At 72.2% G+C, this 24,537-nt stretch carries 17 protein-coding genes; 9 read left to right on the top strand and 8 right to left on the bottom strand.

Annotated elements, in window-relative coordinates; translation table 11 throughout:
* Positions 1-5: 5 nt before the first annotated feature.
* Positions 6-4,901: a hypothetical protein gene (locus ACIQMR_RS07855; protein ID WP_401384170.1), complete on the top strand. Its 4,896-nt coding sequence runs from the start codon at positions 6-8 to the stop codon at positions 4,899-4,901.
* Positions 4,902-4,926: 25 nt separating this feature from the next.
* Here the strand turns inward: ACIQMR_RS07855 and ACIQMR_RS07850 are convergent, their stop codons facing one another.
* The gene (locus tag ACIQMR_RS07850) at positions 4,927-5,340 is read right to left on the bottom strand and encodes a hypothetical protein (RefSeq protein ID WP_401384167.1); all 414 of its coding nucleotides are present in this window, start codon (positions 5,338-5,340) and stop codon (positions 4,927-4,929) included.
* Positions 5,341-5,776: 436 nt separating this feature from the next.
* On the opposite strand from ACIQMR_RS07850, the gene ACIQMR_RS07845 reads away from it, so the two are divergent.
* Genes ACIQMR_RS07845 through ACIQMR_RS07830 form a run of 4 tightly spaced genes read left to right on the top strand, consistent with a single transcriptional unit; the run spans position 5,777 to position 10,118 of the window.
* Positions 5,777-8,686, top strand: a complete 2,910-nt coding sequence (locus ACIQMR_RS07845) for a nitrate- and nitrite sensing domain-containing protein (protein ID WP_401384164.1) — start codon at positions 5,777-5,779, stop codon at positions 8,684-8,686.
* The gene (locus tag ACIQMR_RS07840; protein ID WP_266375950.1) at positions 8,683-9,117 is read left to right on the top strand and encodes a roadblock/LC7 domain-containing protein; all 435 of its coding nucleotides are present in this window, start codon (positions 8,683-8,685) and stop codon (positions 9,115-9,117) included. The genes ACIQMR_RS07845 and ACIQMR_RS07840 overlap by 4 nt, the downstream gene beginning before the upstream one ends.
* A 10-nt stretch (positions 9,118-9,127) precedes the next feature.
* Entirely contained in the window at positions 9,128-9,532 is a 405-nt protein-coding gene (locus ACIQMR_RS07835; RefSeq protein WP_266375952.1) for a DUF742 domain-containing protein, read from the top strand.
* Positions 9,513-10,118, top strand: a complete 606-nt coding sequence (locus tag ACIQMR_RS07830) for a GTP-binding protein (protein WP_401384160.1) — start codon at positions 9,513-9,515, stop codon at positions 10,116-10,118. Before ACIQMR_RS07835 ends, ACIQMR_RS07830 begins: the two co-directional genes overlap by 20 nt.
* A gap of 141 nt (positions 10,119-10,259) precedes the next feature.
* Here ACIQMR_RS07830 and glpK read toward each other — a convergent pair whose 3' ends face one another.
* The 4 genes from glpK to ACIQMR_RS07810 all read right to left on the bottom strand — a co-directional run bounded on the left by glpK (position 10,260) and on the right by ACIQMR_RS07810 (position 14,549).
* Positions 10,260-11,780: a glycerol kinase GlpK gene (glpK, locus tag ACIQMR_RS07825; protein ID WP_401384156.1), complete on the bottom strand. Its 1,521-nt coding sequence runs from the start codon at positions 11,778-11,780 to the stop codon at positions 10,260-10,262.
* A 42-nt stretch (positions 11,781-11,822) separates the two neighbouring features.
* Positions 11,823-12,584, bottom strand: a complete 762-nt coding sequence (locus ACIQMR_RS07820; RefSeq protein ID WP_401384154.1) for an MIP/aquaporin family protein — start codon at positions 12,582-12,584, stop codon at positions 11,823-11,825.
* Positions 12,585-12,885: 301 nt separating this feature from the next.
* Entirely contained in the window at positions 12,886-14,061 is a 1,176-nt protein-coding gene (locus ACIQMR_RS07815) for a lipid-transfer protein (protein WP_401384915.1), read from the bottom strand.
* A gap of 26 nt (positions 14,062-14,087) precedes the next feature.
* Positions 14,088-14,549, bottom strand: coding sequence for a Zn-ribbon domain-containing OB-fold protein (locus ACIQMR_RS07810; RefSeq protein WP_401384151.1), 462 nt, complete (start codon positions 14,547-14,549; stop codon positions 14,088-14,090).
* A gap of 194 nt (positions 14,550-14,743) precedes the next feature.
* Between ACIQMR_RS07810 and ACIQMR_RS07805 the strand changes: the two genes are divergently transcribed.
* Together ACIQMR_RS07805 and ACIQMR_RS07800 are read left to right on the top strand one after the other, a co-directional pair.
* A complete protein-coding gene (locus tag ACIQMR_RS07805; protein ID WP_401384149.1) occupies positions 14,744-15,583 on the top strand; it encodes a M15 family metallopeptidase in 840 nt (279 codons plus the stop codon).
* 41 nt (positions 15,584-15,624) lie between these two features.
* Complete coding sequence (locus ACIQMR_RS07800) at positions 15,625-16,254, top strand: NUDIX domain-containing protein (RefSeq protein ID WP_401384147.1); 630 nt, start codon at positions 15,625-15,627, stop codon at positions 16,252-16,254.
* On the opposite strand, the gene ACIQMR_RS07795 is transcribed toward ACIQMR_RS07800, so the two are convergent.
* Positions 16,245-18,608: a glycoside hydrolase family 31 protein gene (locus tag ACIQMR_RS07795; RefSeq protein WP_401384144.1), complete on the bottom strand. Its 2,364-nt coding sequence runs from the start codon at positions 18,606-18,608 to the stop codon at positions 16,245-16,247. The genes ACIQMR_RS07800 and ACIQMR_RS07795 overlap by 10 nt on opposite strands.
* A gap of 247 nt (positions 18,609-18,855) precedes the next feature.
* Here ACIQMR_RS07795 and ACIQMR_RS07790 point away from each other — a divergent pair, with 247 nt between their 5' ends.
* Together ACIQMR_RS07790 and ACIQMR_RS07785 are read left to right on the top strand one after the other, a co-directional pair.
* Positions 18,856-20,832, top strand: coding sequence for an acetoacetate--CoA ligase (locus ACIQMR_RS07790; RefSeq protein ID WP_401384143.1), 1,977 nt, complete (start codon positions 18,856-18,858; stop codon positions 20,830-20,832).
* Positions 20,833-20,928: 96 nt separating this feature from the next.
* A complete protein-coding gene (locus ACIQMR_RS07785) occupies positions 20,929-21,822 on the top strand; it encodes a hypothetical protein (protein ID WP_401384140.1) in 894 nt (297 codons plus the stop codon).
* 68 nt (positions 21,823-21,890) lie between these two features.
* Here ACIQMR_RS07785 and ptsP read toward each other — a convergent pair whose 3' ends face one another.
* On the bottom strand, positions 21,891-23,561 hold the full coding sequence (gene ptsP, locus ACIQMR_RS07780; RefSeq protein ID WP_401384138.1) for a phosphoenolpyruvate--protein phosphotransferase: 1,671 nt from the start codon (positions 23,559-23,561) through the stop codon (positions 21,891-21,893).
* Between the two features lie 97 nt (positions 23,562-23,658).
* A complete protein-coding gene (locus ACIQMR_RS07775; RefSeq protein WP_358662329.1) occupies positions 23,659-24,108 on the bottom strand; it encodes a PTS glucose transporter subunit IIA in 450 nt (149 codons plus the stop codon).
* Between the last annotated feature and the right edge of the window lie 429 nt (positions 24,109-24,537).

The following is a 24,537-nucleotide window of genomic DNA, read 5'->3' as shown; positions in this document are numbered from 1 at the left end:
CCGCCATGTACGAGCTGTCCCGGGTACGCCTCTACTCCATCGGGCCCGCCGGTGCGCGCTATGCCGACACCGTGCTGGATCTGCGCGGGGTCGGCGCACCCGTGCCCGACCCGGCCCCCACGCAGGCCGAGTTCTTCGAGGAGGAGCCCGTCGGCCCGCCGCGCCGCCCCGCGCCCGCCGGCGTGCTCTTCCTGGAGAACGGCGGCGGCAAGTCGGTCCTGCTCAAGCTGATCTTCTCGGTCATGCTGCCCGGCCACCGCAACACCCTGGGCGGCGCCAGCTCCGGCGTTCTGCGCAAGTTCCTGCTCGCCGACGACTGCGGGCACGTGGCCCTGGAGTGGCAGCACACCCTCACCGGTGAACTGGTCGTCGTCGGCAAGGTCAGCGAGTGGCGCGGCCGTCAGGTCTCCAACGATCCCCGGAAGTTCGCCGAAGCCTGGTACTCCTTCCGGCCGGGACCGGGACTCGGCCTGGACTCGCTGCCCGTCGCCGAGTCCACCGCCGTCCGGCCGCCCGTCGAGGGCGCCTCCGGCGCACAGGGCCGCCGCCGCACCATGAAGGGCTTCCGGGACGCGATCACCGAAGCGGGCAAGGCGTACCCGCATCTGGAGGTGTTCTGGGAGGAGATCCACGACCGCTGGAACGAGCACCTCGGCGATCTCGGACTCGACCCCGAACTCTTCCGCTACCAGCGCGAGATGAACGCGGACGAGGGCGAGGCGGCCGGTCTGTTCGCGGTGAAGAAGGACTCCGACTTCACGGACCTGCTGCTGCGCGCCGTCACCGACACCCGTGACACCGACGGTCTCGCCGATCTCGTCAGCGGCTTCGGCAACAAGCTGGGCCGCCGCGCCGAACTCACCGCCGAGCGCGACTTCACGGCAGGCTCCGTCGATCTGCTCGGCCGCATCGTGGAAGCGGCCGCAGCGCGCGACCGGACGCGTGACATCCACGCGGGAGCCGAGCGCCGCACCCGCACGCTCGCCCGGCGGCTCTCCGCCCGTGCAGGCGAGGAGCGCGGCCGTACCGCGGAGCTCGCCCAGCAGGTCACCGCCGCCGCGCACACCGTGACCGAGGCCGAGCAGTCCCGCAGCCGAAGCTCGCTCATCGCCGCCGAACTGGCCTACCGCAACGCCTCGCTGGCGCTGACCGCAGCGGAGAAGGCCGCCGCCGCACAGCGGCGCGAGCTGATCGACGCACGCACCCTGCACTCCGCCTGGCAGGCCGCCGAAGCGGTGCTCCGGCACCGGGCCGCGGCCGACCGCTCCACCCGGGTCGCCGCCGCCATCCGCGAGGCGGAGCGGGACGCCGCACCCGCGCTGGCAGCACGCGCCACGGCTGCCGCCGACCTCGTGCGCGCGCTGCACTCCGCCGCCGAGGACGGCGAGCGCGTCGCCAACGAGGAGGAGGAGCGCTCCGCCGCGCTCCAGGAAGCGGGCGAGTCCGCCCACCGCGACGCCACCGCGGCCGCCACCGACGCCCAGCGGGCCCGCAGTGAGGCGGGCCATCTGCGCCAGCGCCTCGCGGAGGTCGGGCAGGAGACCGCTGAGGCGGTCCGGGCCGGCTGGCTCGACGACACCGCGCCGGACGCCGATCCGGCCCGGGCCGCGCTCGCCGCCAGTGACGCGGAGAAGACCGCCGTCGCCGCCTGGGACGTGGCCCGTGACTCCGCCCGCACGGCCGCCGACCGTGCCCGTGAGGCCGCCGCCGCCGAGACCCGCGCCGAACTGGCCGCGGCCCGCGCCTCGGACGCGTCCCGTGCCGCGGCGCACGCGTACGAGGCCGAGCACCTCGCCGCCGCCTCCATCGCCGAGTCGGAGCGGCTCGCGGAACTGCTGAGCCTGCCCACCGGCCCCACCGGCCCCACCGGCCCCAGCATCCCCACCGCCCGGGCCGTCCCCGGCCCCCGGCAGGGTCAGGCCGCGAAGGACGCGGCCCAGACGGATGACCAGGCCGCGAAGGACACCACACCCGGCAACGGCGGACCGGCCGGATCCCCGCAGCACACGGCCTCCGCCGCCGAAGGCCCCCTCGGTGCCGAGGAGTTCGACCGGTACGCCGACGAGCTGCGTGAGCTGCTGGAGCAGGGCGTCGTCACGGCCGAGCGGCAGCTGTTCGACCTGCGCACCGCCGCCGCCGACGACGCCCGCATCCTCGGCGCGCTCGGCGACGGCGGACTCCTGCCGCCCGGCCCCGATGTGCTGGCGACCGTCGAATTCCTCGGGGAGCACGGCATTCCGGCGCTGCCCGGCTGGCGCTATCTCGCCCAGGCCGTCGACCCGGCCGACCACGCCGCCGTCCTGGCCGCCCGGCCCGAACTGGTCGACGGCGTCGTGATCACCGACCCCGTCTCCTACGCCCGCGCACGCGAGGTGCTGACCGGAGCCGCGCTGCTGCCGCGGTCCGCCGTCGCCGTCGGTACGGCCGCCGCCCTGCTCGCGCCCGTACCCGGACCGGGCGCCGCCGGGGACACGGACGTGTTCCTCGTGCCTCCCAACCCGGCCATGCACGACGAACACGCCGCCGACGAGGAACGGCGGACGCTGCGTACCAGGGCGGCCGCGCGGGACGAGGAGATCAGGATCCTCGCGGCCCGGCTGGCGGGCGACCGTGCCCTCGCCGCACGCATCGGCTCCTGGCGCGCCGACTGCCCGCCGGGCATGCTCGCCGAGCTCGCGGAGGCCGCGCGTACCGCTGAGGAAGTCGCCGAGGCCGCCGAGGAGACGCTCTCCGGGGCCCGCACGGCACGGGCCGAAGCGGAGGAGACCGCCGCCGACACCGCCCGGGTCCGCGACGAGCGGCAGGACGCGGCCCAGCGGGCCCGCCGCGCGGCCGACGCGCTCGCCGGGCTGGCCTTCCGTCTCCGGGAGCGCGCCGGCTGGCAGGCCAAGCTGCGTGAACTCGCCGATGACGCGGCCGAGTCGGACGCCCGCGCGACCACCTGCCTGGAGCGGGCCAGGGCCGCCGACGAGGACCGCCGCGCCGCACAGCGCGCCGCCGACGACGCCCGGCGTACCGCCCGGGCGCTCCGGGCCGAGCGCGCAGAGATCGCCGGGGCCCCCGAGCAGCTGCCGGCGGCCGACGCCGCCCCCGACACCCCGCGCCCCGCGCTTCCCGCCCTGCGCGAGGCCTACCGCGCCGCCTCCCAGCTGTACGAGAAGGTCGGCGTCGGCGCCGATCTGCGCGCCGAACAGGCCCGCGCCGAGAGCGACGAGAGCGCGGCGCTGGCCGAGCTCGACCGGCTCACCAACAAGGTCCGCACCCGCGCCGCCCAGCTCCTGGAAGGCACCGACGGCGCCGACGGACCGTCCCGCCAGGCCGCCGCGGCCCGTGCCGAGTCGCTGGTGCAGATGCTGGAGTCACGCGCCTCCGAGGCGAGCGAGAAGCTCGGCAGGCTGCGCGGCGAGGCCGAGCGCCTCGCCCCGGCGGACGGCGAGGCGCACACCGAGCTGCCCGAGGAGCTGGTCCCCGTCGACGCTCAGCGGGCCCAGGCCCTGCTGCGTACGGCCACGGCCGAACTCGCCGCCCGCACCGAGGCGCTGGACACCGCCCGGGACACCCACACCGGGCTGCTGCGTGCCCATCGGGCCGCCGAGGACGCCGCCGGCGGCTTCGACGAGACCGCGGCGCTGCTGCGCGATCTGCTCAGGGACCACACGGAGGAGGAGCCGGGGGACCCCGACCCGTATCCGGGCACGCTGGAGGAGGCGCGGCACTCCGCGGCCGAGGCCCGCCGCTCGCTCCGCGGCTGCGCGGCCGACCTGTCCGCCGCCGAGTCCGCCGTGCGTGAGGCGAGCGACGTGCTCGTACGGCACGCCAACTCCACCCGCTACGAAGCGGTACGCACACCGGCCCGTCAGCAGATCCGCGAACTGCCCGCGGCCGCCCTGCCCGAGCACGCCGCGAAGTGGGCGGAGGCGTTCGCGCCCCGGCTGCGCGTGCTGACCGACGAGCTCGCCCAGCTGGAACGCAACCGCGATTCCATCGTGGACCGGCTCCGCGGGCTGGTGGAGTCCGCGCTGACCACGCTCCGATCGGCACAGCGGCTCTCCCAACTCCCTGAAGGGCTCGGCGAGTGGTCGGGCCAGGAGTTCCTCCGCATCCGCTTCGAGGAACCGGACCAGGCGACCCTCACCGAACGGCTCGGCGAGGTCATCGACGAGGCCACCCGCGCCGCGGTGAGGAAGAACTCCGATCTGCGCCGGGACGGCATGTCCCTGCTGCTGCGCGGTGTCCAGGCGGCGCTTCAGCCGAAGGGCGTCGCCGTCGAGATCCTCAAGCCGGACGCGGTGCTGCGCGCCGAGCGCGTACCGGTCGGGCAGATGGGCGACGTGTTCTCCGGCGGCCAGCTGCTCACCGCCGCGATCGCGCTCTATTGCACCATGGCGGCGCTGCGCAGCAACGACCGCGGCCGGGACAAGCACCGGCACGCCGGCACGCTGTTCCTCGACAACCCCATCGGCCGTGCCAACGCGACCTATCTGCTGGAGCTTCAGCGCGCCGTCTCGGACGCCCTCGGTGTCCAGCTGCTGTACACCACGGGGCTGTTCGACACCACGGCCCTCGCCGAATTCCCGCTCGTCATCAGGCTGCGCAACGACGCGGACCTGAGGGCCGGCCTGAAGTACATCAGCGTGGAGGAGCATCTGCGCCCCGGCCTGCCCCAGCAGCGCACCGACGGCGAGACGGTGCACGGCGAGATCACCGCGACCCGGATGTTCAAGCGCGCCGCCGACCACCAGGCACCCGCGGCAGCCTCCACCCGTCCAGGACCCGAGGAGCGGCCCGCCTCCCCGTCTCAGGGCTCGGCGTCGGCGTCCTCGCCACAGCACCCGGACTCACTGCCACAGCACCCGGGCCCACCGCCACGGCACCCGGAGACAGCGCACCGGAACCCCTAGGCAACACGCCCCCGGGCGCGGGAGTTCAGGCCTGCGACAGCCTGCCCGCGCCCCGTCGCCGTATCCGCGCCGCCTCCCGTGCCGCGACACGGGCCGTCCGCCGTGCCCGCCGCCGCTCACGCCGCAACTGCCGCGCCGTGCTGCTCGGCACCGACACCACGCCGTTGCGCTGGTTCCACACCTGGCGGGTGACCCATACGTCCAGCACCGCCCAGGTCGTGACGACCGTGCTGCCCACGCTGCTCAGCAGCATGGGGAACGCCAGCCATGACCCCGTCAGCGTGCAGAAGAAAGCCACCATCGCCTGGATCATCGTCACCGACGTCACGATCACGGCGCGCACGGCCGCCGTACGCACCGGGTCGGGCATCCGCCGTCGCCCCACCGGCTCGTCGGCCCAGAGCGGCCGCTGCACACCCGTCTCGTCCGCAGTCCCCATGGTCTGCGCTCACTCCCCACATATGTCCGACTGCAGGGTGGCTGCCCGGCTCCGGTCCGTTTACGCCGCCGCGCCCGTGCGCATTCGCGCACGGTCCCATCCCCCGCAACTCCTGTTCCCCGTACGGAATGACGATCGGTCGGCCCGGAAGATTCCCTTCTGAACGAGCGATTCCAGCCATCCGCGCACGGAGCGAACGGGACGCTCTGTCGCGTGTCCTAGGCCACACTGCGGAATGCCATCTCCCCGGATACCAGGACAACCCATGATCAACGTGCCGAGCTGCGGCTGAAAATCGTCCGGACGTGTCTTCGAGTTGTCTGTGTGTCAGTAGTAGGCTCGCGCCGTTTGTTGACGCACACCACAGACCAGGCACCACACACCAAGCGGACATCACCACCCGCGTCCTGTCACGCGGGTCGAGCTGGGGGAGGCCATGCGCTTTCGCGGGAAGTCGATCCGCCGGAAGATCGTGGCGTTGTTGCTTGTGCCGCTCGTGTCCCTGACCGCGCTCTGGGGCTTCGCCACCGCACTCACCGGCCGTGAGGCCAAGCAACTGCTGGACGTCGGCTACATCAGCGAGAAGGTCGGCCTTCCGATCGAGGACACGGTCCGTGTCATCCAGAAGGAACGCCGCCAGACCCTCGTGTACCTCGCCGACCCCCGGGAGGCCGAGGCCCTCATCACCTTGCGGCGGCAGCGCGCGGACACCGACAGGGCCGTGGCCGAAATCCGCGCCAGCGCCCAGGACTCCGGCGTCCGTGACTCCATCAGCCCGGACGTCTCGCGCCGGCTCACCCTGCTCGTCGACGCCCTCGACGGACTGGGCTCGCTGCGCCGCAACGTCGAGCAGAGCGCGATCACCCGCGCCCAGGCACTGGAGTTCTACAACCGGCTCGTCGACCCCTGCTACAGCTTCCTCACCTCCCTCCACGCCCTGGAGGACGTCGAGTTGGAGAAGCAGAGCCGGGCGCTCGTCGGTGTCGTACGCGCCCGCGAGCTGCTCTCCCGCGAGGACGCGCTCGTGACCTCCTCACTGGTCGCGGGCAAGGTCACCGCCGACGAGATACGCGCGGTCTCGGACCTCGCCGCCAACCGCAAGCTCCTGTACGAGATCAACCTCGAGGTCCTGCCCTCGTCCGAGCGCGAGATCCTCGAACAGTACTGGCGGAGCCCCGAAACCCAGCCGCTGCGCGAAGCCGAGGAGAAGCTGCTCGCCGCGGGTGCCACCAACAAGCCGCGCGTCGTCGACGCCGCACGGTGGCAGCAGCTGGCCACTCCGGTCCTGGACGATCTCGCCCAGCAGTCCACCGAGGCCGGCGACCGCTACCAGCACCGCGTCGAGCCCGCCGCGTACAGCGTCCTCGTCAGGGCCGGCGTCGCCGGCGTGCTCGGCTTCCTCGCCCTCCTGGTCTCCGTCGGCGTCTCCGTACGCGTCGGCCGCGATCTGGCCCGATCGCTGTCACGGCTGCGCAAGGAGGCCCACGAGGTCTCGGGCGTCCGTCTCCCCAGCGTGATGCGCAGGCTCGCCGCCGGCGAACACGTCGACATCGAGACCGAGGCACCGCACCTCGACTACGAGAAGGACGAGATCGGCCAGGTCGGCCAGGCGCTCAACACGCTCCAGCGGGCCGCCGTCGAGGCCGCCGTCCGGCAGGCCGACATGCGGCGCGGCGTCTCCGAGGTCTTCGTCAACCTCGCCCGCCGCAACCAGGTGCTGCTCCACCGTCAGCTCACGCTCCTCGACACGATGGAGCGGCGCACCGAGGACGCCGAGGAACTCGCGGACCTCTTCCGGCTCGACCACCTCACCACCCGTATGCGCCGGCACGCCGAGGGCCTGGTGATCCTCTCCGGCGCGGCCCCCTCCCGCCAGTGGCGCAAGCCGATCCAGCTGATGGACGTGGTGCGGGCGGCCGTCGCCGAGGTCGAGGACTACGAACGCATCGAGGTCCGGCGGCTGCCGCGCATCGGCGTGGGCGGCCCCGCAGTCTCCGACCTCACCCACCTCATCGCCGAACTGCTGGAGAACGCGACCGTGTTCTCGCCCCCGCACACCGGGGTCCAGGTACACGGCGAGCGGGTCGCGAACGGCTTCACCCTGGAGATCCACGACCGTGGCCTCGGGATGACCCCCGAGTTGCTGCTCGACGCGAACCTGCGGCTCGCGGAGACCCCCGAGTTCGAGCTCTCCGACACCGACCGGCTGGGCCTGTTCGTCGTCAGCCGGCTCGCCCAGCGCCAGAACGTGCGGGTCTCGCTGCAGCCGTCGCCGTACGGAGGCACCACCGCGGTCGTCTTCATCCCCGCCACGGTGCTCACCGATGCCCCCGACACCGAGGGCACGGGATTCCGGCTCGACCGCAAGGGTGCCGCGGCCGCGGCAGTCCGGGACGGCGGCGGCCGCTCCGAAGGCGGCCGGCTCGCCGCGCTCGCCCAGGTGCCGACGGGGCTGACCGGATCCTCCGTGCTCGACGGACCCGTCGAGCTGGAGGCACCCGTCGGCGCGCTGGGCTTCGAGGACCGTCCCGCCCTCGGCGGTTTCGAGCGCATCGACACGGCCGACCCGATCAACACCGCGGCGGACATCGAGGACACCGAGAGCGAGCGCGGCGGGCTGTTCCGCGCCCGCGACTTCCTGCGCCCGCCCGACGAGCAGCACCAGCAGGCCACTGACCAGGCGCCCGAGCGGCCGAGGAGCGGTCCGCGCCGGTCCGCCACCAGTTCGGGCACGGGCCCGATCCCGCTGCCGCGGCGCAAGCCGCCGACCCTGGTCGCCGACCACGGCCGCCGGGTGGACGAGCGGGGCCGCTCGCACCCGTCCCCGACGGCGGACACGCCGGACGGCGCCACCCCCGCCTCGGATACGCCGAACACCCCGGTGCCCCGTCCCGCCGCCGGCCCTGTGCCGCTCAGGGGCCCCCGGCCTCCCGTCGCCGACACCCCCGGGCGCCCCGGCGACGCCCCGGCCTGGCGCGCTGACGCGGGTCCAGCGCCCGCCACCGGTGCCGGGTCCGGCTCCGCGGCCGGTTCCGCCCCCCGCGCCGGGTCCGGTGCCGCTGCCGGGAGCGGCACCGCCGGGCAGACGCTGGGCGGACTGCCCCGCCGCGTCCGTCAGGCCAGCCTCGCCCCGCAACTGCGCGAGACCTCCGCCGGGCGGTCCGCCGAAACGCGCGCCGCGGCCACCGCCGAGGTCCAGGACGTCGAACGAGACGCAGAAGAAGTACGCGACCGCATGGCCTCGCTGCAACGCGGATGGCAGCGCGGACGCCGTCAGAACGCCGAGGACGCCACCGGCCCCGGCGAGACAGCACCAGGAACGACACCGGAGGGGAACGGTCGATGACCGCACCGAACGCCGCTGCACCCGACGCGACCACGACTGGCGAGCTCAACTGGCTCCTCGACGAACTGGTCCAGCGGGTCGGGTCCATCCGCAAGGCCCTCGTGCTCTCCAGCGACGGTCTCGCCACCGGTACGTCCAAGGACCTCACCCGCGAGGACGGCGAGCATCTCGCCGCCGTCGCCTCCGGGTTCCACAGCCTCGCCAAGGGCGTGGGCCGTCACTTCGACGCGGGACGGGTACGGCAGACGGTCGTCGAGCTCGACGACGCCTTCCTCTTCGTCACCGCGGCGGGCGACGGCAGTTGTCTCGCCGTCCTGTCCGACGCCGACTCCGACGTCGGCCTTGTCGCCTACGAGATGACGCTGATGGTCAAGCGCGTCGGCGCCCACCTCGCCACGGCACCACGCACCGGACTGGCCGCCGGAGGGTGAGTGGAGCGGCATGACTGACGCCAGACAGCAGGTCCGGCAATCGCACCACTGGTTCGACGACGAAGCCGGACCGGTGGTCCGTCCGTACGCCATGACCCGTGGCCGGACGAGCAGCAGCGCGCGGCACCGGCTGGATCTGATCGCGCTGGTCGTGCCGGAACCGGCCGCCGACGACCCCGGACGGGACCAGACGCTCTCGCCGGAGCACGTCGACATCGTCGAACGCTGCAGCACCACACCCCAGTCGATCGCCGAGCTCGCGGCGGGCCTGGACCTCCCCGTCGGGGTGGTGCGGGTCCTCGTGGGCGATCTCGTCGACGAGGAACTGGTCCACGTAACCCGTCCCGTTCCGCCGGCCGAACTGCCGGACGTGAGTATTCTCCGCGAGGTGATCAATGGTCTTCGGGCGCTCTAGCCGCAAGGAGACGCCGGTGGAGCCGGTGACACTGAAGATCCTTGTCGCCGGTGGCTTCGGGGTGGGCAAGACCACCCTCGTGGGCGCGGTGAGCGAGATCAAACCGCTGCGCACCGAGGAGACCCTGAGCGAGGCCGGCCGGCCCGTGGACGACCTCGAAGGCGTCGAGTCCAAGAGCACCACCACGGTCGCCATGGACTTCGGCCGGATCACGCTGCGCGAGGACCTCGTCCTCTATCTCTTCGGCACCCCGGGCCAGGACCGCTTCTGGTTCCTCTGGGACGAGCTGGCGCAGGGCGCGCTCGGCGCGGTCGTCCTCGCCGACACCCGCCGCCTGGAGGACTCCTTCGCGGCCATCGACTACTTCGAACGCCGCGGGATCCCGTTCACCGTGGGGGTCAACTGCTTCGAGGACGCCGACCGGTTCCCCACGGACACCGTACGGGCCGCCCTCGACCTCGACCCCGAGGTGCCGCTGATGATGTGCGACGCGCGGGACCGGGAGTCGGTCAAGGCCGTGCTCGTGGCGGTCGTGGAGAACGCCCTGGTGCGCTCCACCAGGGAACGCGAGCCCGCGACCACCTGACCCGGGGAACGCGAGCCCGCGACCACCGCGACGTGCGGACGGACGACACGACCCGTACCCCCACCGACAGGGGTACGGGCCGTGGTTCATGGGGCCGTACGCAACGGCCTTCGAACGGCGTTCACGCGCCGTCCACGCGGTTCACGCACCGTCCTCCCTGTGCCAGCCGAAGCTCCGCTCCACCGCCCTGCGCCAGTTGTCGTACTCCCGCTCGCGGACGTCCGCGGCCATGCGGGGCGACCACTCCACATCTCGCTGCCAGTGGGCCTTCAACTCGTCCAGCCCGCCCCAGACCCCGGTGGCGAGGCCGGCCGCGTACGCCGCACCGAGACAGGTCGTCTCGGACACCTTCGGCCGGATCACCGGTACGCCCAGCACATCCGCCTGATGCTGCATGAGCAGCTGGTTCGCGGTCATCCCGCCGTCGACCTTCAGCGTGGTGATCGGCACCCCCGAGTCCTGGTACATCGCGTCGACCACCTCACGCGTCTGCCAGCTCGTGGCCTCCAGCACCGCCCGCGCCAGATGGGCCTTGGTGACGTACCTCGTCAGACCCGTGATGACGCCGCGGGCGTCGGCGCGCCAGTAGGGCGCGTAGAGACCGGAGAACGCCGGGACGATGTACGCGCCACCGTTGTCGTCGACGCTCGCCGCGAGCGTCTCGATCTCGTCGGCGCTGCGGATGATCCCCAACTGGTCGCGGAACCACTGCACCAGGGCGCCGGTGATCGCGATGGAGCCTTCGAGGCAGTAGGCCGGGGCCGAGTCGCCGATCTTGTAGCCGAGGGTCGTGATGAGACCGCTCTTGGACGGGACCGGCCGGCTTCCCGTGTTGAGCAGGAGGAAACTCCCCGTCCCGTACGTGTTCTTCGCCGTGCCCGTGTCGTAGCAGGCCTGGCCGAAGACCGCGGCCTGCTGGTCGCCGAGTGCGGAGGCGACCGGTACGCCTTCGAGCTGGCCCACGGCCGTCCCGTACACCTCGGCCGAGGACCTGATCTCCGGCAGGACCGCCTCCGGAACGTTCATCGCGGCGAGGATCGAGGAGTCCCACTGCAGGGTCTCCAGGCTCATCAGCATGGTGCGGGAGGCGTTGGTGACGTCCGTGACGTGGACGCCGCCCTCCGTGCCGCCGGTCAGATTCCAGATCAGCCAGGAGTCGATGGTGCCGAACGCGATCTCCCCGCGCTCGGCCCGCCCCCGCAGCCCCGGCACATGGTCCAGCAGCCAGGCCGCCTTGGGACCGGAGAAGTAGCTGGCGAGCGGCAGTCCGGTGGTCTCGCGGAAACGGTCCTGCCCGTCCGTGCCGCCCAGTTCGGTGCACAGCGCCGCTGTCCGCGTGTCCTGCCAGACGATCGCGTTGTGCACGGGCTTGCCGGTCGCCCGGTCCCACAGCACCGTCGTCTCGCGCTGGTTGGTGATGCCGAGCGCGCTCAGCTGTGCGGCTCGCAGCCCTGCCTTGGCGAGCGCTCCCGCGACCACCGCCTGGACCTTGGACCAGATCTCGGTGGCGTCGTGCTCCACCCAGCCGGGCTTGGGGAAGATCTGACGGTGCTCCCGCTGATCGACGGCGACGATCGCGCCGTCCTGGTCGAAGATGATGCAGCGGCTGGACGTGGTGCCCTGGTCGATGGCGGCGACGTACTTCTGGGAGGTGTCCGTCATGACGTCCCTTTGGGTCTGGGGGCCGGGCCCCCGGTTTCATGGTCAGAACACTGCGTTGAAGACGATGCCCGAGAGGAGTCCGCCGACGAGGGGTCCGGTCACGGGAATCCAGGCATAACCCCAGTCGGACGTGCCTTTGTTGGGGATGGGCAGGAGCGTGTGGACGAGGCGTGGCCCCAGGTCGCGGGCCGGGTTGATGGCGTATCCGGTCGGCCCGCCGAGCGACAGGCCGATGCCGACGACGAGCAGCGACACCAGCAGGACCGAGATCCCGGAGCCGTAGATCCCGGCGGCCTCGCCCGGGATCGGGCCGATTCCGATGCCGGCGTTGCGGCCGAAGGCGAGGATCGGGAGCACCAGAGCGATGGTGGCGACGATCTCGGTGACCAGGTTCGCGACCGGCTTGCGGATCTCCGGGGCGGTCGAGAAGATTCCGAGCGTCGGCTGGGCGTGCGTGAGGTCGGCGTTCGCCTGGAACTGCGCGTAGTAGGCCAGCCAGGCCAGTACGGCGCCGAGTGCCGCCCCGACCAGCTGGGCCGCGATGTACAGGGGCACCTTGCCCCACTCGCCGGTGTCGACCGCGATGCCCACGGTCACGGCCGGATTGAGATGGCCGCCGGACAGCGGCGCCGCGGTGTACGCGCCCGCCAGCACGCCGAAACCCCAGCCGAAGGCGATGACGATCCAGCCCGACGCCTTCGCCTTGGAGTGGTGCAGGGTGACCGCGGCGCACACACCCGCGCCGAAAAGGATCAGTATCGCTGTCCCGATGACCTCACCGAGGACGATGTCTGCGTTGCTCATGGCGGCTCCTGGGCTGGGTGTGGTTCCCATGGCTACGGAGCCGATGGCAGGGCGGACCACAGGGATGCCCCATGCCGTGCACGGCGTCCGTGACGAGCGTGGTGAGCGTGCCGGACCGCGGTGGTGCCGAAGGCACCGGCGCCGACGAAGAGGCAGTTTTCCCCGGGGTTACTGCCCCGTCAAGGTCGCCGACAGCACGCCCAGTTCACGGCACGTGGCGGACTCGTCACAGGGAACGCCAACCCGGGCCGGACGGTCGTTCCCCCAGATGGTCGGTCCCCCTCCCGGGCCGGGCGGTCGGTCACCGGACGGCGACGACCGCCGAGCCATGGCCGAAGAGCCCCTGGTTCGCGGTGATTCCGGCCCGGGCCCCGGGGACCTGGCGTTCGCCCGCGTTGCCGCGCAACTGCCAGGTCAGCTCGCACACCTGGGCGATGGCCTGCGCGGGGACGGCCTCGCCGAACGAGGCCAGCCCACCGCTCGCGTTGACCGGCAGCCGGCCGCCGAGCGCCGTCGCGCCCTCCCGCACCAGCTTCGCCCCCTCACCGACACCGCACAGCCCGAGGTCCTCGTACCACTCCAGCTCCAGTGCCGTGGACAGGTCGTACACTTCGGCGAGCGCCAGGTCCTCGGGGCCGAGTCCGGCCTCCTCGTAGGCGGCGAGCGCGATCGCCGCCCGGAAACCCGGCGGCGACGGTTCCATGGCGACGGCCGGGTCCATGGCGACCGCCGAGTCCGTGGCGATGTCGGGGAGGTCGAGCACGGTCCTCGGGTAGGTGGGGGTCACGGTCGAGACGGCTCGGACACGGACGGGATCGGGCACGCCGTGCCGACGGGCGTACTCCATGCTCGACAGCACCAGAGCGGCGCCACCGTCCGATGTGGCGCAGATGTCGAGGAGCCGCAGCGGATCGGCGACGACGGCCGATGCGGCGACCTGCTCGGCGGTCACCGTCGTGCGGTAGCGGGCGTACGGATTGAGCGCCCCGGCCGCCGCGTTCTTGACCTTGACCTGCGCGAAGTCGTCCACCGTGTCGCCGTGCAGGGCCATGCGGCGTCGGGCGTACAGCGCGAAGTAGGCCGGGTTCGTGGCTCCCAGCACCCGGAAGCGCAGCCAGTCCGGATCGTCCGGACGGTCCCCGCCCGCAGGGGCGAAGAACCCCTTCGGCGCGGAGTCCGCGCCCACCACCAGCACCACATCGGCCATGCCCGCGAGGATCTGGGCCCTCGCCGTGTTCACGGCCTGCGCCCCGGACGCGCAGGCGGCGTACACACTGGTGACGCGCGCCCCCTGCCAGCCCAGGGCCTGGGCGAAGGTGGCCCCCGCGACATAGCCCGGGTAGCCGCAGCGGACCGTGTCGGCCCCCACCACCGACTGGACGTCCTGCCAGCGGATCCCCGCATCGGCGAGCGCGGCCCGTGCCGCGGCGGTCCCGTACTCGACGAAGTTCCGGCCCCACTTGCCCCACGGGTGCATGCCCGCCCCGAGCACCGCGATGTCGCTCACCGGTCCGCCTCCGCCGGGCGCCAGTGCCACGTCGTCCAGACGGTCTCGGCGTCCTCGTGAAGGATTCCGGGTACCACTTCGACCTCCATGCCGACGCTCAGGTCCGCGACGGTCACACCGGGAGCCGCCTGCCCGAGGACCACCATCCCCTCCGCCGCGAGCTCGACGGCGACCAGCGTGCAGGGCTCCCATTCCACTTCCGGGTCGGAGACGTACGGCGGCGGCGGCCGGTATCGGCCGTCCGTGTACGACCACACCCGGCCGCGCTTCGACAACGGGACCTCCTCCGGCTCGCCGCCCGCACAGGCGGGATTGCGGCAGAAGGAGTCCTCACGCGGGAAGAACACCGCGGAACAGGCGGGGCAGCGCGTGCCGAGCAGCCGGAACTCCCGCCCGTCACCGTCCTCGGTGAGCTCGGTGAACCAGCCGGCCACCACTGGTGTACGCGTACGCGCCAAGGCCACTCCCGGGATTCCAGCGTCAGCTGACGATCCGTCAGGTACGGGGTCAGTGTGCCACGGTCCCGCGAACGACGACGACCCCTCGTCCGGAACGAGAACCGTACGAGCCCGTTCGGCGTCCGGAACGAATGAACGGGTGGCCGGAATCCACGGGGGTGGTCCCGGCCGCCCGTTCCTGGTAGACGGTGCGCATGATGCGCATGAGACGACTCGCCACCGCATTCCGCGCCCTGACCCTCACCACCGCATTCCGCGCCCTGACCCTCACCACCGTGGCCCTGCTCGCGGCCACCGCCACGGCCCCGCCCGCCGCCCGGGCCGCCTCCGAACCCAAGGCCCCCGAGGAGTTCGTCGCACTGCGTGCCGTGGATCCGACGATCATCCAGGAGATGCGCTACACGACCGCGCACAACTTCGTGGGTGAACGGATCGACGGTTATCGCCAGCCGCTGTGCATCCTCACCCGCCCGGCCGCCCGGGCCCTCCACGAGGCGCAGCGAAAGCTGCTGCGCCAGGGCTACTCGCTCAAGGTCTACGACTGCTATCGCCCGCAGCGCGCCGTCGACCACTTCGTGCGCTGGGCCGAGGACCTCGCCGACGAGCGGATGAAGCCGGAGTTCTATCCACACGTCGACAAGTCGAGACTCTTCGCGGACGGCTACATCGCGGAGAAGTCCGGCCACAGCCGCGGCAGCACCGTCGACCTCACCGTGGTCCGCCTCCCCGCGAAGAAGACCCGGCCCTACGTCCCCGGCGAAACCCTCGTCCCCTGCTACGCCCCGCAGTCGGAGCGCTTCCCGGACAACTCCGCGGACATGGGTACCGGGTTCGACTGCTTCGACACCCTGTCGCACACCGAGGACCCACGCGTCCAGGGCGCGCAGCGCGCCAACCGGCAACTGCTCAAGAACACCCTCGCCGATGCGGGATTCGTCAACCTGCCCGAGGAGTGGTGGCACTTCACCCACAAGCCGGAGCTGTTCCCCGACACCTACTTCGACTTCCCGGTGTCGTGGAGGTCGCTGACCTGACCGTACGGGCCGCGGGGCCCGCCGTCGCGTACAGTCCGCGTGTGACCGAGCCCCGCGAACCCGTGCCCGATTCCGCCGATGCTCCCGATCCGGCAAGCGCCGCAGCGGCGACGGCCGCCGCAACGGCAGGAGAAGGAGGAGCAGTTCGCGCGTCCACGCCCCCCACGCCCGTGAGGGACTCCCACTGCTCCAGTTGCGGCGCCCGCTACCTCGGCGCCACCGCCTGGCCCCGCAGCTGCCCCGCCTGCGGCGACATCGCGTACCGCAACCCGCTTCCCGTCGCCGTCGCACTCCTGCCCGTCACCACCACGCACGGCACCGGACTGGTCGTCATCACCCGCACCATCGAGCCGCAGCTCGGCGGGATCGCCCTGCCCGGTGGGTTCATCGACCAGACCGAGGACTGGAAGCACGCGGTCGTACGGGAGCTGAGAGAGGAGACCGGCATCGAGGCTGCGCACGCGGACGTCCGGCTGGCCGACGCCCTCAGCTCGCCCGGCGGACATCTGCTCCTCTTCGGGCTGCTCCCGCTGCGGACTGCGGCCGAACTGCCGCCGTCCGCCCCCACCGACGAGACCGAGGGCTGGCACGTCCTCCACGAACCCGCGGAGCTGGCCTTCCCCCTGCACACGACGGCGGTACGGAACTGGTTCGCGGGCCGCTACGCCTGAGCGCCACCTTCTCCCCGTACCCGCAGCGGACGTTCCACCCGCACCGCACCGGCGCCGGACACCCGCTCCACCACCACCCGGCCGTCCACCAGCCGCGACGCGTACCGCTCCACCACCGGGCGCGGCGACACCCCGGCCGTGTCCTCGACGACCACACCCGTGCCGGTACGTCCCGGCGCGGGCGCCCACACCTCCAGCTCGGTGCCGCCGTCCTCACCGCGTACGGGAACCACCGCACCCGCCCGCGCCAGCACCGGTATCCGTGACAGCGGTGCGTCCAGCAGCACCTGCCCCGGCCCCTCGTACGCGCGGCCGGACACGGTGTCGTACCAGAGCCCCCGCGGCAGCCGCACCGCCCGCCGGTCCGCGCCGGGCTCCAGCACCGGAGCCACCAGCAGCGCGTCACCCAGCAGGAACGCGTCCTCGCAGTCACGCAGCGCCCGGTCGCCGGGCGCCCCCCACCACAACGGCCGCACGTAGGGCGCCCCCGTGAGGTGCGCCAGCTGCGCCAGGGTCACGAAGTACGGGCGCAGCCTTTCCCGTTCGAGCAGCGCCGCCTTGGCATGGCCAAGGACCTGCGGCCCGAACTCCCACGGTTCCCTGCGCCCCGCGTCGATCGCCGCATGCGTACGGAACAGGGGCAGATACGCACCCAGCTGGAACCACCGCAGGAACAGCTCCGGCGAAGGGCTGCCGTCGAAACCGCCCACATCGGGACCCGAGTACGGCACCCCGCACAGGCCGAGCCCCAGCACCAGTGACAGCGACGCCCGCAGCCCCGGCCAGCCCGTCGCCACATCACCGGACCAGGTCCCGCCGTACCGCTGCATCCCCGCCCAGCCGGACCGGGAGAACAGGAACGGGCGCTGCCCGGGCCGGAGCCGCCGCAGCCCTTCGTAGCCGGCCCGGGCCATCCCGAGCGCATACACGTTGTGGGCCTCGCGGTGATCGCCTCCCCGGCCCTCCAGCGCGTGCCGGGCGGAACGGGGCAGCGTCATGTCGCCGAACGGAGCGAACGACACCGGCTCGTTCATGTCGTGCCACACGCCGGCGAAGCCCTGGGCGAGCCGCTCCTCGTACAGCTCGCCCCACCAGGCACGGACCGCCTCGTCGGTGAAGTCCGGATACACACACTCGCCGGGCCACACCACACCGCGCACCGCCCGGCCGCGCCCGTCGCGTACGAACGCGCCGGTCGCGGCGCCACCGTCGTACACGGCATACCCGGGCTCCGCCTTCACCGCGGGATCGACGATCGACACCAGCCGCACCCCGTCCGCACGCAGCTCCTTCGCGAGCCCGGGCAGGTCCGGGAAGCGCTCACGGTCGACGGTGAACGCCCGGTGCTCGTCGTAATGGTCGATGTCCAGATGCACCGCTGAAAGCGGAAGCCCCCGTTCCCGGTAGCCCGCCACCACCCGGCGGACCTCCTGCTCACCGCCGAAGCCCCAGCGCGCGTGCTGCGGGCCCAGCGCCCACGACGGGGGGAGTGCGGGCGCGCCCGTGAGCGCCGTCCAGCCGCGCAGTACACGCGCCGGCGTGCCCACGACCACCCAGCAGCGCAGCGGCCCGCCCCCCATCCGGACCTCACTCGTACCCGGCCGGTCATGGCCCGAGCCCGCACCTTCCTCACCCTCGCGCAGGGTGACCTGCCCCTCCCACGAGTTGTCGAGGAACGCCAGATGGGTACCGGCGTCCGCGACCACCAGTTGCACCGGCATCGTGATGTACAGCGGATCGTCGCCCGGCCCGAAACTTCCGCGCGGATCGGTGTTCCACAGCCGGTACGCACCGTCCCTCAGCCGCGGTCCCGACGCTCTGCCGCCGAGCCCGAAGAAGCGGGCGTCCGCGGCGACTTCGCTGCGCTGCAGCCAGCGCGACGGCCCGCCGTCAACCGGTTCCCACCAACGCGGCGGCAGATCCTTGCGGAGCACGACCCCGCCCGGTGTCCGGATCTCGACCCCGCCGTACCGGGACACCGCCACCGTGACCCGTTCGGACACGATGCGCCAGCCGCCGTCCTTGTCCGGCTCCAGCTCGGCGCGGGGATCGGCCTCCGGGGCCGCGCCCTCCAAGGCGTACGACGGCTCGGGCTCCGCACCGTCCCAACCCCAGAAGACGACACCGGCGGCCGTGACCCGCACCCGGAGCTCGGAACGGGCGAACCGGACGATTCCGCCCCCCGGCAGCGGCTCGGCCCCGGTCACCGCGCCCGGCACCCGCGCACGTTCCGCGCCCCGCGGCTGCAGGCCCCATGCGTCCGTACGTCTCCGGCGCCACGCCGAACGCGCGGCGCGCAGCCCCTGCACCGTCCCGAAGACCCTTACCGAACGCACCAGCTCACGACCGTCCATGCTGCTCAGCCTGCCATCCACCAGGGGCTTGGCGGGGATCGTTCAACTGCCGTTCACCCGTGGTGGGAGCACACAATCAGCCGGTTCGCCATGGGTGGCGAACCCTGGTGCGGAAGACGATCACATGGCATCGTCCCTGTCAGCCGCGCGAAAGCACACCCACGCTCCGCGCGGGAACACACGTAGACCACGTGCCGACCACCTGCCGACCACGCGCAGAGCCACACCGCCGCCCGGGAGCCGCCCCATGACCTCAGCAGTGAACCCTGCCCCCCTCTGGCAGCCGGACGCCGACCGCATCGCCGCCGCCCGGATCACCCGCTTCCAGGCCTGGGCCGCCGAACGGTACGGCGCCCCGGCCGAAGGCGGCTACCCCGCGCTGCACCGCTGGTCCGTAGACGAGCTGGACACCTTCTGGCAGGCGGTCGCCGACTGGTTCGACGTACGGTTCTCCACCCCGTACGAACGCGTCCTCGCCGACCGCACCATGCCCGGCGCCCAGTGGTTCCCCGGCGCCACGCTCAACTATGCCGAGCACGCCCTGCGCACCGCCGATGACCCCGCCCGCGCCCACGAACCGGCCCTCATCCATGTGGACGAGACACATGACCCGGCCTCCATCAGCTGGACCGAGCTGCGCCACCAGGTCGGCTCGCTCGCCGCGCAGCTGCGCGCCCTCGGCGTACGCCCGGGCGACCGCGTCAGCGGCTACCTGCCCAACATCCCGCAGGCCATGACCGCCCTCCTCGCCACCGCCGCCGTCGGCGCCGTATGGACCTCCTGCGCCCCCGACTTCGGCGCCCGCAGCGTCCTCGACCGCTTCCAGCAGGTCGAACCCGTCGTCCTCTTCACCGTCGACGGATACCGCTACGGCGGCAAGGAACACGACCGGACCGACACCGTCGCCGAACTCCGCCGCGAACTGCCCACCCTCCGCGCCGTCGTCCACATCCCGCTGCTCGGCACCCCGGCCCCCGAAGGCGCCCTCGACTGGTCCGAACTGACCTCCGCCGACACCGAGCCCGTCTACGAGCAGGTCTCCTTCGACCACCCGCTCTGGGTCCTCTACTCCTCCGGAACGACCGGCCTCCCCAAGGCGATCGTCCAGTCCCAGGGCGGCATCCTCCTCGAACACTTCAAGCAGCTCGGCCTGCACTGCGACCTCGGCCCCGGCGACCGCTTCTTCTGGTACACCTCCACCGGCTGGATGATGTGGAACTTCCTCGTCTCCGGCCTGCTCACCGGCACCACCGTCATCCTGTACGACGGCAGCCCCGGCCACCCCGACACCGGCGCCCAGTGGGCCATCGCCGAACGCACCGGAGCCACCCTCTTCGGCACCTCCGCCGCCTACGTCATGGCCTGCCGCAAGGCCGGCGTCCACCCCGCACGCGACCACGACCTCTCCCGCGTCCAGTGCGTCGCCACCACCGGCTCCCCGCTCCCGCCCGACGGGTTCCGCTGGCTCCACGACGAGGTCCGCGAGGACCTGTGGATCGCCTCCGTCAGCGGCGGAACGGACGTCTGCAGCTGCTTCGCCGGCGCCGTCCCCACCCTCCCCGTCCACATCGGCGAACTCCAGGCGGCCTGCCTCGGCACCGACCTCCAGGCCTGGGACCCGCACGGCAAGCCCGTGATCGGCGAGGTCGGCGAACTCGTCGTCACCAACCCCATGCCGTCCATGCCGATCCACTTCTGGAACGACCCCGACGGCAGCCGCTACCACGACAGCTACTTCGAGATGTTCCCCGGCGTCTGGCGCCACGGCGACTGGATCACCATCACCGACCACGGCTCCGTCGTCATCCACGGCCGCTCCGACTCCACCCTGAACCGCCAGGGCGTACGCATGGGTTCCGCCGACATCTACGAAGCCGTGGAACGACTGCCCGAGATCCGCGAATCCCTCGTCATCGGCCTCGAAGAACCGGACGGCGGCTACTGGATGCCGCTCTTCGTCCACCTCGCACCCGGCGCGGTCCTCGACGAGACCCTGCGCGCCCGCATCAAGCAGACCATCCGCGAACAGCTCTCCCCACGCCACGTCCCGGACGACATCATCGAGGTCCCCGGGATCCCCCACACCCTCACCGGCAAGCGCATCGAGGTCCCGGTCAAGCGCCTCCTCCAGGGCACCGCCCTCGCCAAGGCCGTCAACCCCGGGTCGGTCGACAACCTCGACCTGCTGCACTTCTACGAGGACCTGGCCCGCAACCGGGGCTGATCCCCGCCGACGGACCTCGCGACGTCACGTTGTCAGTGCTCATGGTTACGGTGAGTGAGCACTGATCAACAGCGCTCACGGGGACCAGGGGGATTCATGACCCGAACCAGGAACAAGACGCGCACCAGGAACAAGCGGCAGTCCGTGCGGCGAGCACTGCGCCGTGACGTGGCGTCCACCGTCGGCCTCCTGGCCGACGACCACGACTTCGCGGCCATGCGCCGCTACCGGAGCTTCGCCTTCGACGACCACCCCGACTATCTCCACCACGTCGAGGACCTGCTCAGAGGACTGTCCGAGCAGGGAGGGCACACCGCGGTAGCCCTGTTCGACCCGGAGGACTTCGCCGCATTCTGCACGGAGCGCGGACTCGACCCGGACTCCTCCGCCAGCCGCGGCCGCTACACCGCGGAGGTCGCGGCCGCCGGCGCCGCCGTCGCCTACACCGGCCAGCCGATCGACGACCTCGTTCCCCTGCTCGTCAACCTCTCCGTCCGCCACGCCACATGGCAGTACGCCACCGCCCTGCTCGGAGACCTCGGCGGCTGCACGGACTGCGGCGACCACCTCGGCCGCTCCGCGTTCGAGCGCGCCTCACAGCTGCTGCTCGCTCTTCTCGCCGGCGCGGGCCCGGGGACCCACCACCTCGTGTGCAGTGTCCCCGCCACCGAGGACGAACTCCTGGCGGTCCTCCACACCACCACACGCGACGCCACCGCACCGGCCGAGCTCGACCCCACCGAAGGCGCCGAGTTCACCACGGTCCTCGCCGTCGGCATCGCCCTCGGCAGCCCCGGAGGCGTCGTGCTCCGGACGTCCGCGGCCGACGCCCCCGACCGGCTCCACGGCTGGCGACTCCACCACGGCCGCCTCGTCCCGCTCACCGAGGGCGAGGTCTTCAGCGCCTACTGCACGGACGCGGACACCGGAGAGCCACTCTCCCCGGAGCCCGGCGTCCAGTACTGCGCGGGCTTCGACCTGGGCGACTGACCCCGGGGAACGAAGGAGGGGCTCCCCGCCGCACAGGCGGGAAGCCCCTCCACACACCGGCCGTCAGGTCACTCCCCGGACAGCACCGCCTGCGCGGCGAGCCGCGCCTCCTCGGCGGTGTCCGCTGCACGCGCCGCGGCGGCCGCACGCTCGCACTGAGCCAGCGTGTACTTCGCCAGCGTCGCCCGCACATACGGAATCGACGCCGCGCCCATCGAGAGAGAGGTGACTCCGAGACCGGTCAGCACACAGGCCAGGAGCGGATCCGACGCCGCCTCACCACAGACACCACAGCTCTTGCCCTCGGCCTTGGCCGCATCCGCGGACAGCGCCACGAGGTCGAGCAGCGCGGGCTGCCACGGGTCCTGCAGCCGCGACACCGCACCCACCTGCCGGTCGGCCGCGAACGTGTACTGCGCCAGGTCGTTCGTGCCCAGCGACAGGAACTCCACCTCCTGCAGCACCGAGCGCGCCCGCAGCGCGGCGGACGGAATCTCGACCATCGCGCCGAACTTCGCGTTCAGCCCCGCCGCACGGCACGCGTCTGCGAACGCCTTCGCGTCCGTGCGGTCCGCGACCATCGGCGCCATGACCTCGAGATAGACGGGCAGCCCCTCGGCGGCCTTGGCCAGCGCGGTCAGCTGCGTCCGCAGAACGTCGGGATGATCGAGCAGAGTCCGCAGCCCGCGCACACCCAGCGCCGGGTTCGGCTCGTCCGCGGGCGTCAGGAAGTCGAGCGGCTTGTCCGCACCCGCGTCCAGCACCCGCACGACCACCCGGCCCTCGGGAAACGCCTCCAGCACCTTCCGGTACGCCTCGACCTGCTTGGCCTCCGACGGCGCCTGCTTGCTGTCGTCGAGGAAGAGGAACTCGGTGCGGAACAGACCGACCCCCTCGGCCCCGGCGGCCACCGCCGCCGGCACGTCCGCGGGACCGCCGACGTTCGCCAGCAGGGGCACCTTGTGCCCGTCGGACGTCGCACCCGGACCGGTGGACGCCGCGAGCGCGGCCTTCCGCTCCGCAGCAGCCTCGGTCAGCGCCGCTCGCCGCTCGCCGCTCGGCTCCACGAAGATCTCACCCGTACTGCCGTCCACCGCGACGACCGTGCCCTCCGCCAGCTCACAGGCGCCCGGCAGCGCCACCACGGCCGGGACCCCGAGGGCCCGCGCCAGAATCGCGCTGTGGCTGGTCGGCCCGCCCTCCTCGGTGACGAAACCGAGCACCAGCGTCGGGTCGAGCAGCGCCGTGTCCGCGGGAGCGAGGTCCCGCGCGATCAGTACGTAGGGCTCGTCGCTGTCCGGCACACCCGGCATCGGCACACCGAGCAGGCGTGCCACGATCCGGTTCCGTACGTCGTCGAGGTCGGCCACACGCCCGGCCAGATACTCACCGGCCCCTGCCAGCAGAGCCCGGTACGCGGCGAAGGCGTCGTACACGGCCCGCTCGGCCGTGCTGCCGACGGCGATGCGCCGGTCGACATCCGCCATGAGCTCCGGGTCCTGGGCCATCATGGCCTGTGCCTCGAGCACGTGCTGAGCCTCGCCGCCGGCCAGATTGCCGCGCGCGACAAGATCGGCGGCCACAGCGTCGACGGCGTGCCTGGCGCGCCCCTGCTCGCGCTCGGCGTCCTCCACCGGGATCTGCTTGGCCGGCGGTTCCAGAACCGCCGTACCCATGTGCCGAACCTCGCCGATCGCCACCCCGTGGCTCACGCCGACGCCTCGCAGCGTTGTCTCCATTTCACCCGTCTCCGATTGTGCGGCGGTCCCAGCCGCCGCGATGGATCTACCACTGGCCCGTCTCCACGACGGCGAATCCGTCTCTACGACGGCGCGGTCACTGCCAGCTGAACAGCTCGTCGCCGGACTTCACATCGCCGTCCTCACGGACACCGGCCAGTGCGTCGGCCGAGGCCTCGAGCGCCACGACGGGGCAGATCGGGGACTTGCCGGCCGCCTCGACGGCGACGGGGTTCCAGCGCACGACGGCCTGGCCACGGGTCACGGTGTCGCCCTTGTTGATGAGGAGCTCGAAGCCCTCCCCATTGAGCTGCACCGTGTCGATGCCGAGGTGGGTCAGCACTCCGTGCCCCTCGGAGTCGACGACGACGAAGGCGTGCGGGTGCAGGGAGACAACGATGCCATCCACGGGAGACACGGCCTCGGACGGTTCACGTACGGGATCGATCGCGGTACCGGGGCCGACCATCGCACCGGAGAACACCGGATCGGGCACAGCGGCAAGCCCGATGGCACGGCCGGCCAGAGGCGACGTCACGGTTGTCATGGGGGGCCTCCCAGGGGTGGAGATTCAACTGTCGCCGTCACTGCCTGTCCTGGACGGCGTACTGTTCAGAAGCGTATGTCATAGGAAGTCCAGGTTCCGTACGAGAGCTACCAGTTGAGCGGACCTGGAGGGCTCCGGAAACGATTTGCCTCGTCTACCGGCGACATGTACTGTCGTACCCCTGCCTGGCCACGACGCGACTACGTGTCATGGGTCGGCAGCGCCTATCAAGCCCCGACATCGTAACTGGTCTACACCTCTGCATGTCCGCAGACGTGGTCGGTCAGACGGACGGAAAAAGGCTGATAGAGTTCCGAAGTCCGGAAAGGGAAATCGCGAAAGCGGTAGAACGGCCCGGCAGCCCGCTCCAGCGGGTGGCAGAAACGGAAATCGGATCTGCTAAGCTGGAAACACCGAAGGGAAGCGCCC

It is taken from the genome of Streptomyces sp. NPDC091376 (assembly GCF_044757085.1).
In the GTDB taxonomy this organism is placed as follows: domain Bacteria; phylum Actinomycetota; class Actinomycetes; order Streptomycetales; family Streptomycetaceae; genus Streptomyces; species Streptomyces pratisoli.
Note: the sequence above shows the minus strand (reverse complement) of the source record. Positions and strands in the feature narration are given on the sequence as shown.

What these genes read in the sequence shown, in the direction of transcription:
- ACIQMR_RS07855 (WP_401384170.1), top strand. Translation starts at nt 6, where the DNA reads ATGTACGAGCTGTCCCGGGTACGCCTCTACTCCATCGGGCCCGCCGGT.
- ACIQMR_RS07850 (WP_401384167.1), bottom strand. Translation starts at nt 5,340, where the DNA reads ATGGGGACTGCGGACGAGACGGGTGTGCAGCGGCCGCTCTGGGCCGAC.
- ACIQMR_RS07845 (WP_401384164.1), top strand. Translation starts at nt 5,777, where the DNA reads ATGCGCTTTCGCGGGAAGTCGATCCGCCGGAAGATCGTGGCGTTGTTG.
- ACIQMR_RS07840 (WP_266375950.1), top strand. Translation starts at nt 8,683, where the DNA reads ATGACCGCACCGAACGCCGCTGCACCCGACGCGACCACGACTGGCGAG.
- ACIQMR_RS07835 (WP_266375952.1), top strand. Translation starts at nt 9,128, where the DNA reads ATGACTGACGCCAGACAGCAGGTCCGGCAATCGCACCACTGGTTCGAC.
- ACIQMR_RS07830 (WP_401384160.1), top strand. Translation starts at nt 9,513, where the DNA reads ATGGTCTTCGGGCGCTCTAGCCGCAAGGAGACGCCGGTGGAGCCGGTG.
- glpK (WP_401384156.1), bottom strand. Translation starts at nt 11,780, where the DNA reads ATGACGGACACCTCCCAGAAGTACGTCGCCGCCATCGACCAGGGCACC.
- ACIQMR_RS07820 (WP_401384154.1), bottom strand. Translation starts at nt 12,584, where the DNA reads ATGAGCAACGCAGACATCGTCCTCGGTGAGGTCATCGGGACAGCGATA.
- ACIQMR_RS07815 (WP_401384915.1), bottom strand. Translation starts at nt 14,061, where the DNA reads ATGCACCCGTGGGGCAAGTGGGGCCGGAACTTCGTCGAGTACGGGACC.
- ACIQMR_RS07805 (WP_401384149.1), top strand. Translation starts at nt 14,744, where the DNA reads ATGATGCGCATGAGACGACTCGCCACCGCATTCCGCGCCCTGACCCTC.
- ACIQMR_RS07795 (WP_401384144.1), bottom strand. Translation starts at nt 18,608, where the DNA reads ATGGACGGTCGTGAGCTGGTGCGTTCGGTAAGGGTCTTCGGGACGGTG.
- ACIQMR_RS07790 (WP_401384143.1), top strand. Translation starts at nt 18,856, where the DNA reads ATGACCTCAGCAGTGAACCCTGCCCCCCTCTGGCAGCCGGACGCCGAC.
- ACIQMR_RS07785 (WP_401384140.1), top strand. Translation starts at nt 20,929, where the DNA reads ATGACCCGAACCAGGAACAAGACGCGCACCAGGAACAAGCGGCAGTCC.
- ptsP (WP_401384138.1), bottom strand. Translation starts at nt 23,561, where the DNA reads ATGGAGACAACGCTGCGAGGCGTCGGCGTGAGCCACGGGGTGGCGATC.
- ACIQMR_RS07775 (WP_358662329.1), bottom strand. Translation starts at nt 24,108, where the DNA reads ATGACAACCGTGACGTCGCCTCTGGCCGGCCGTGCCATCGGGCTTGCC.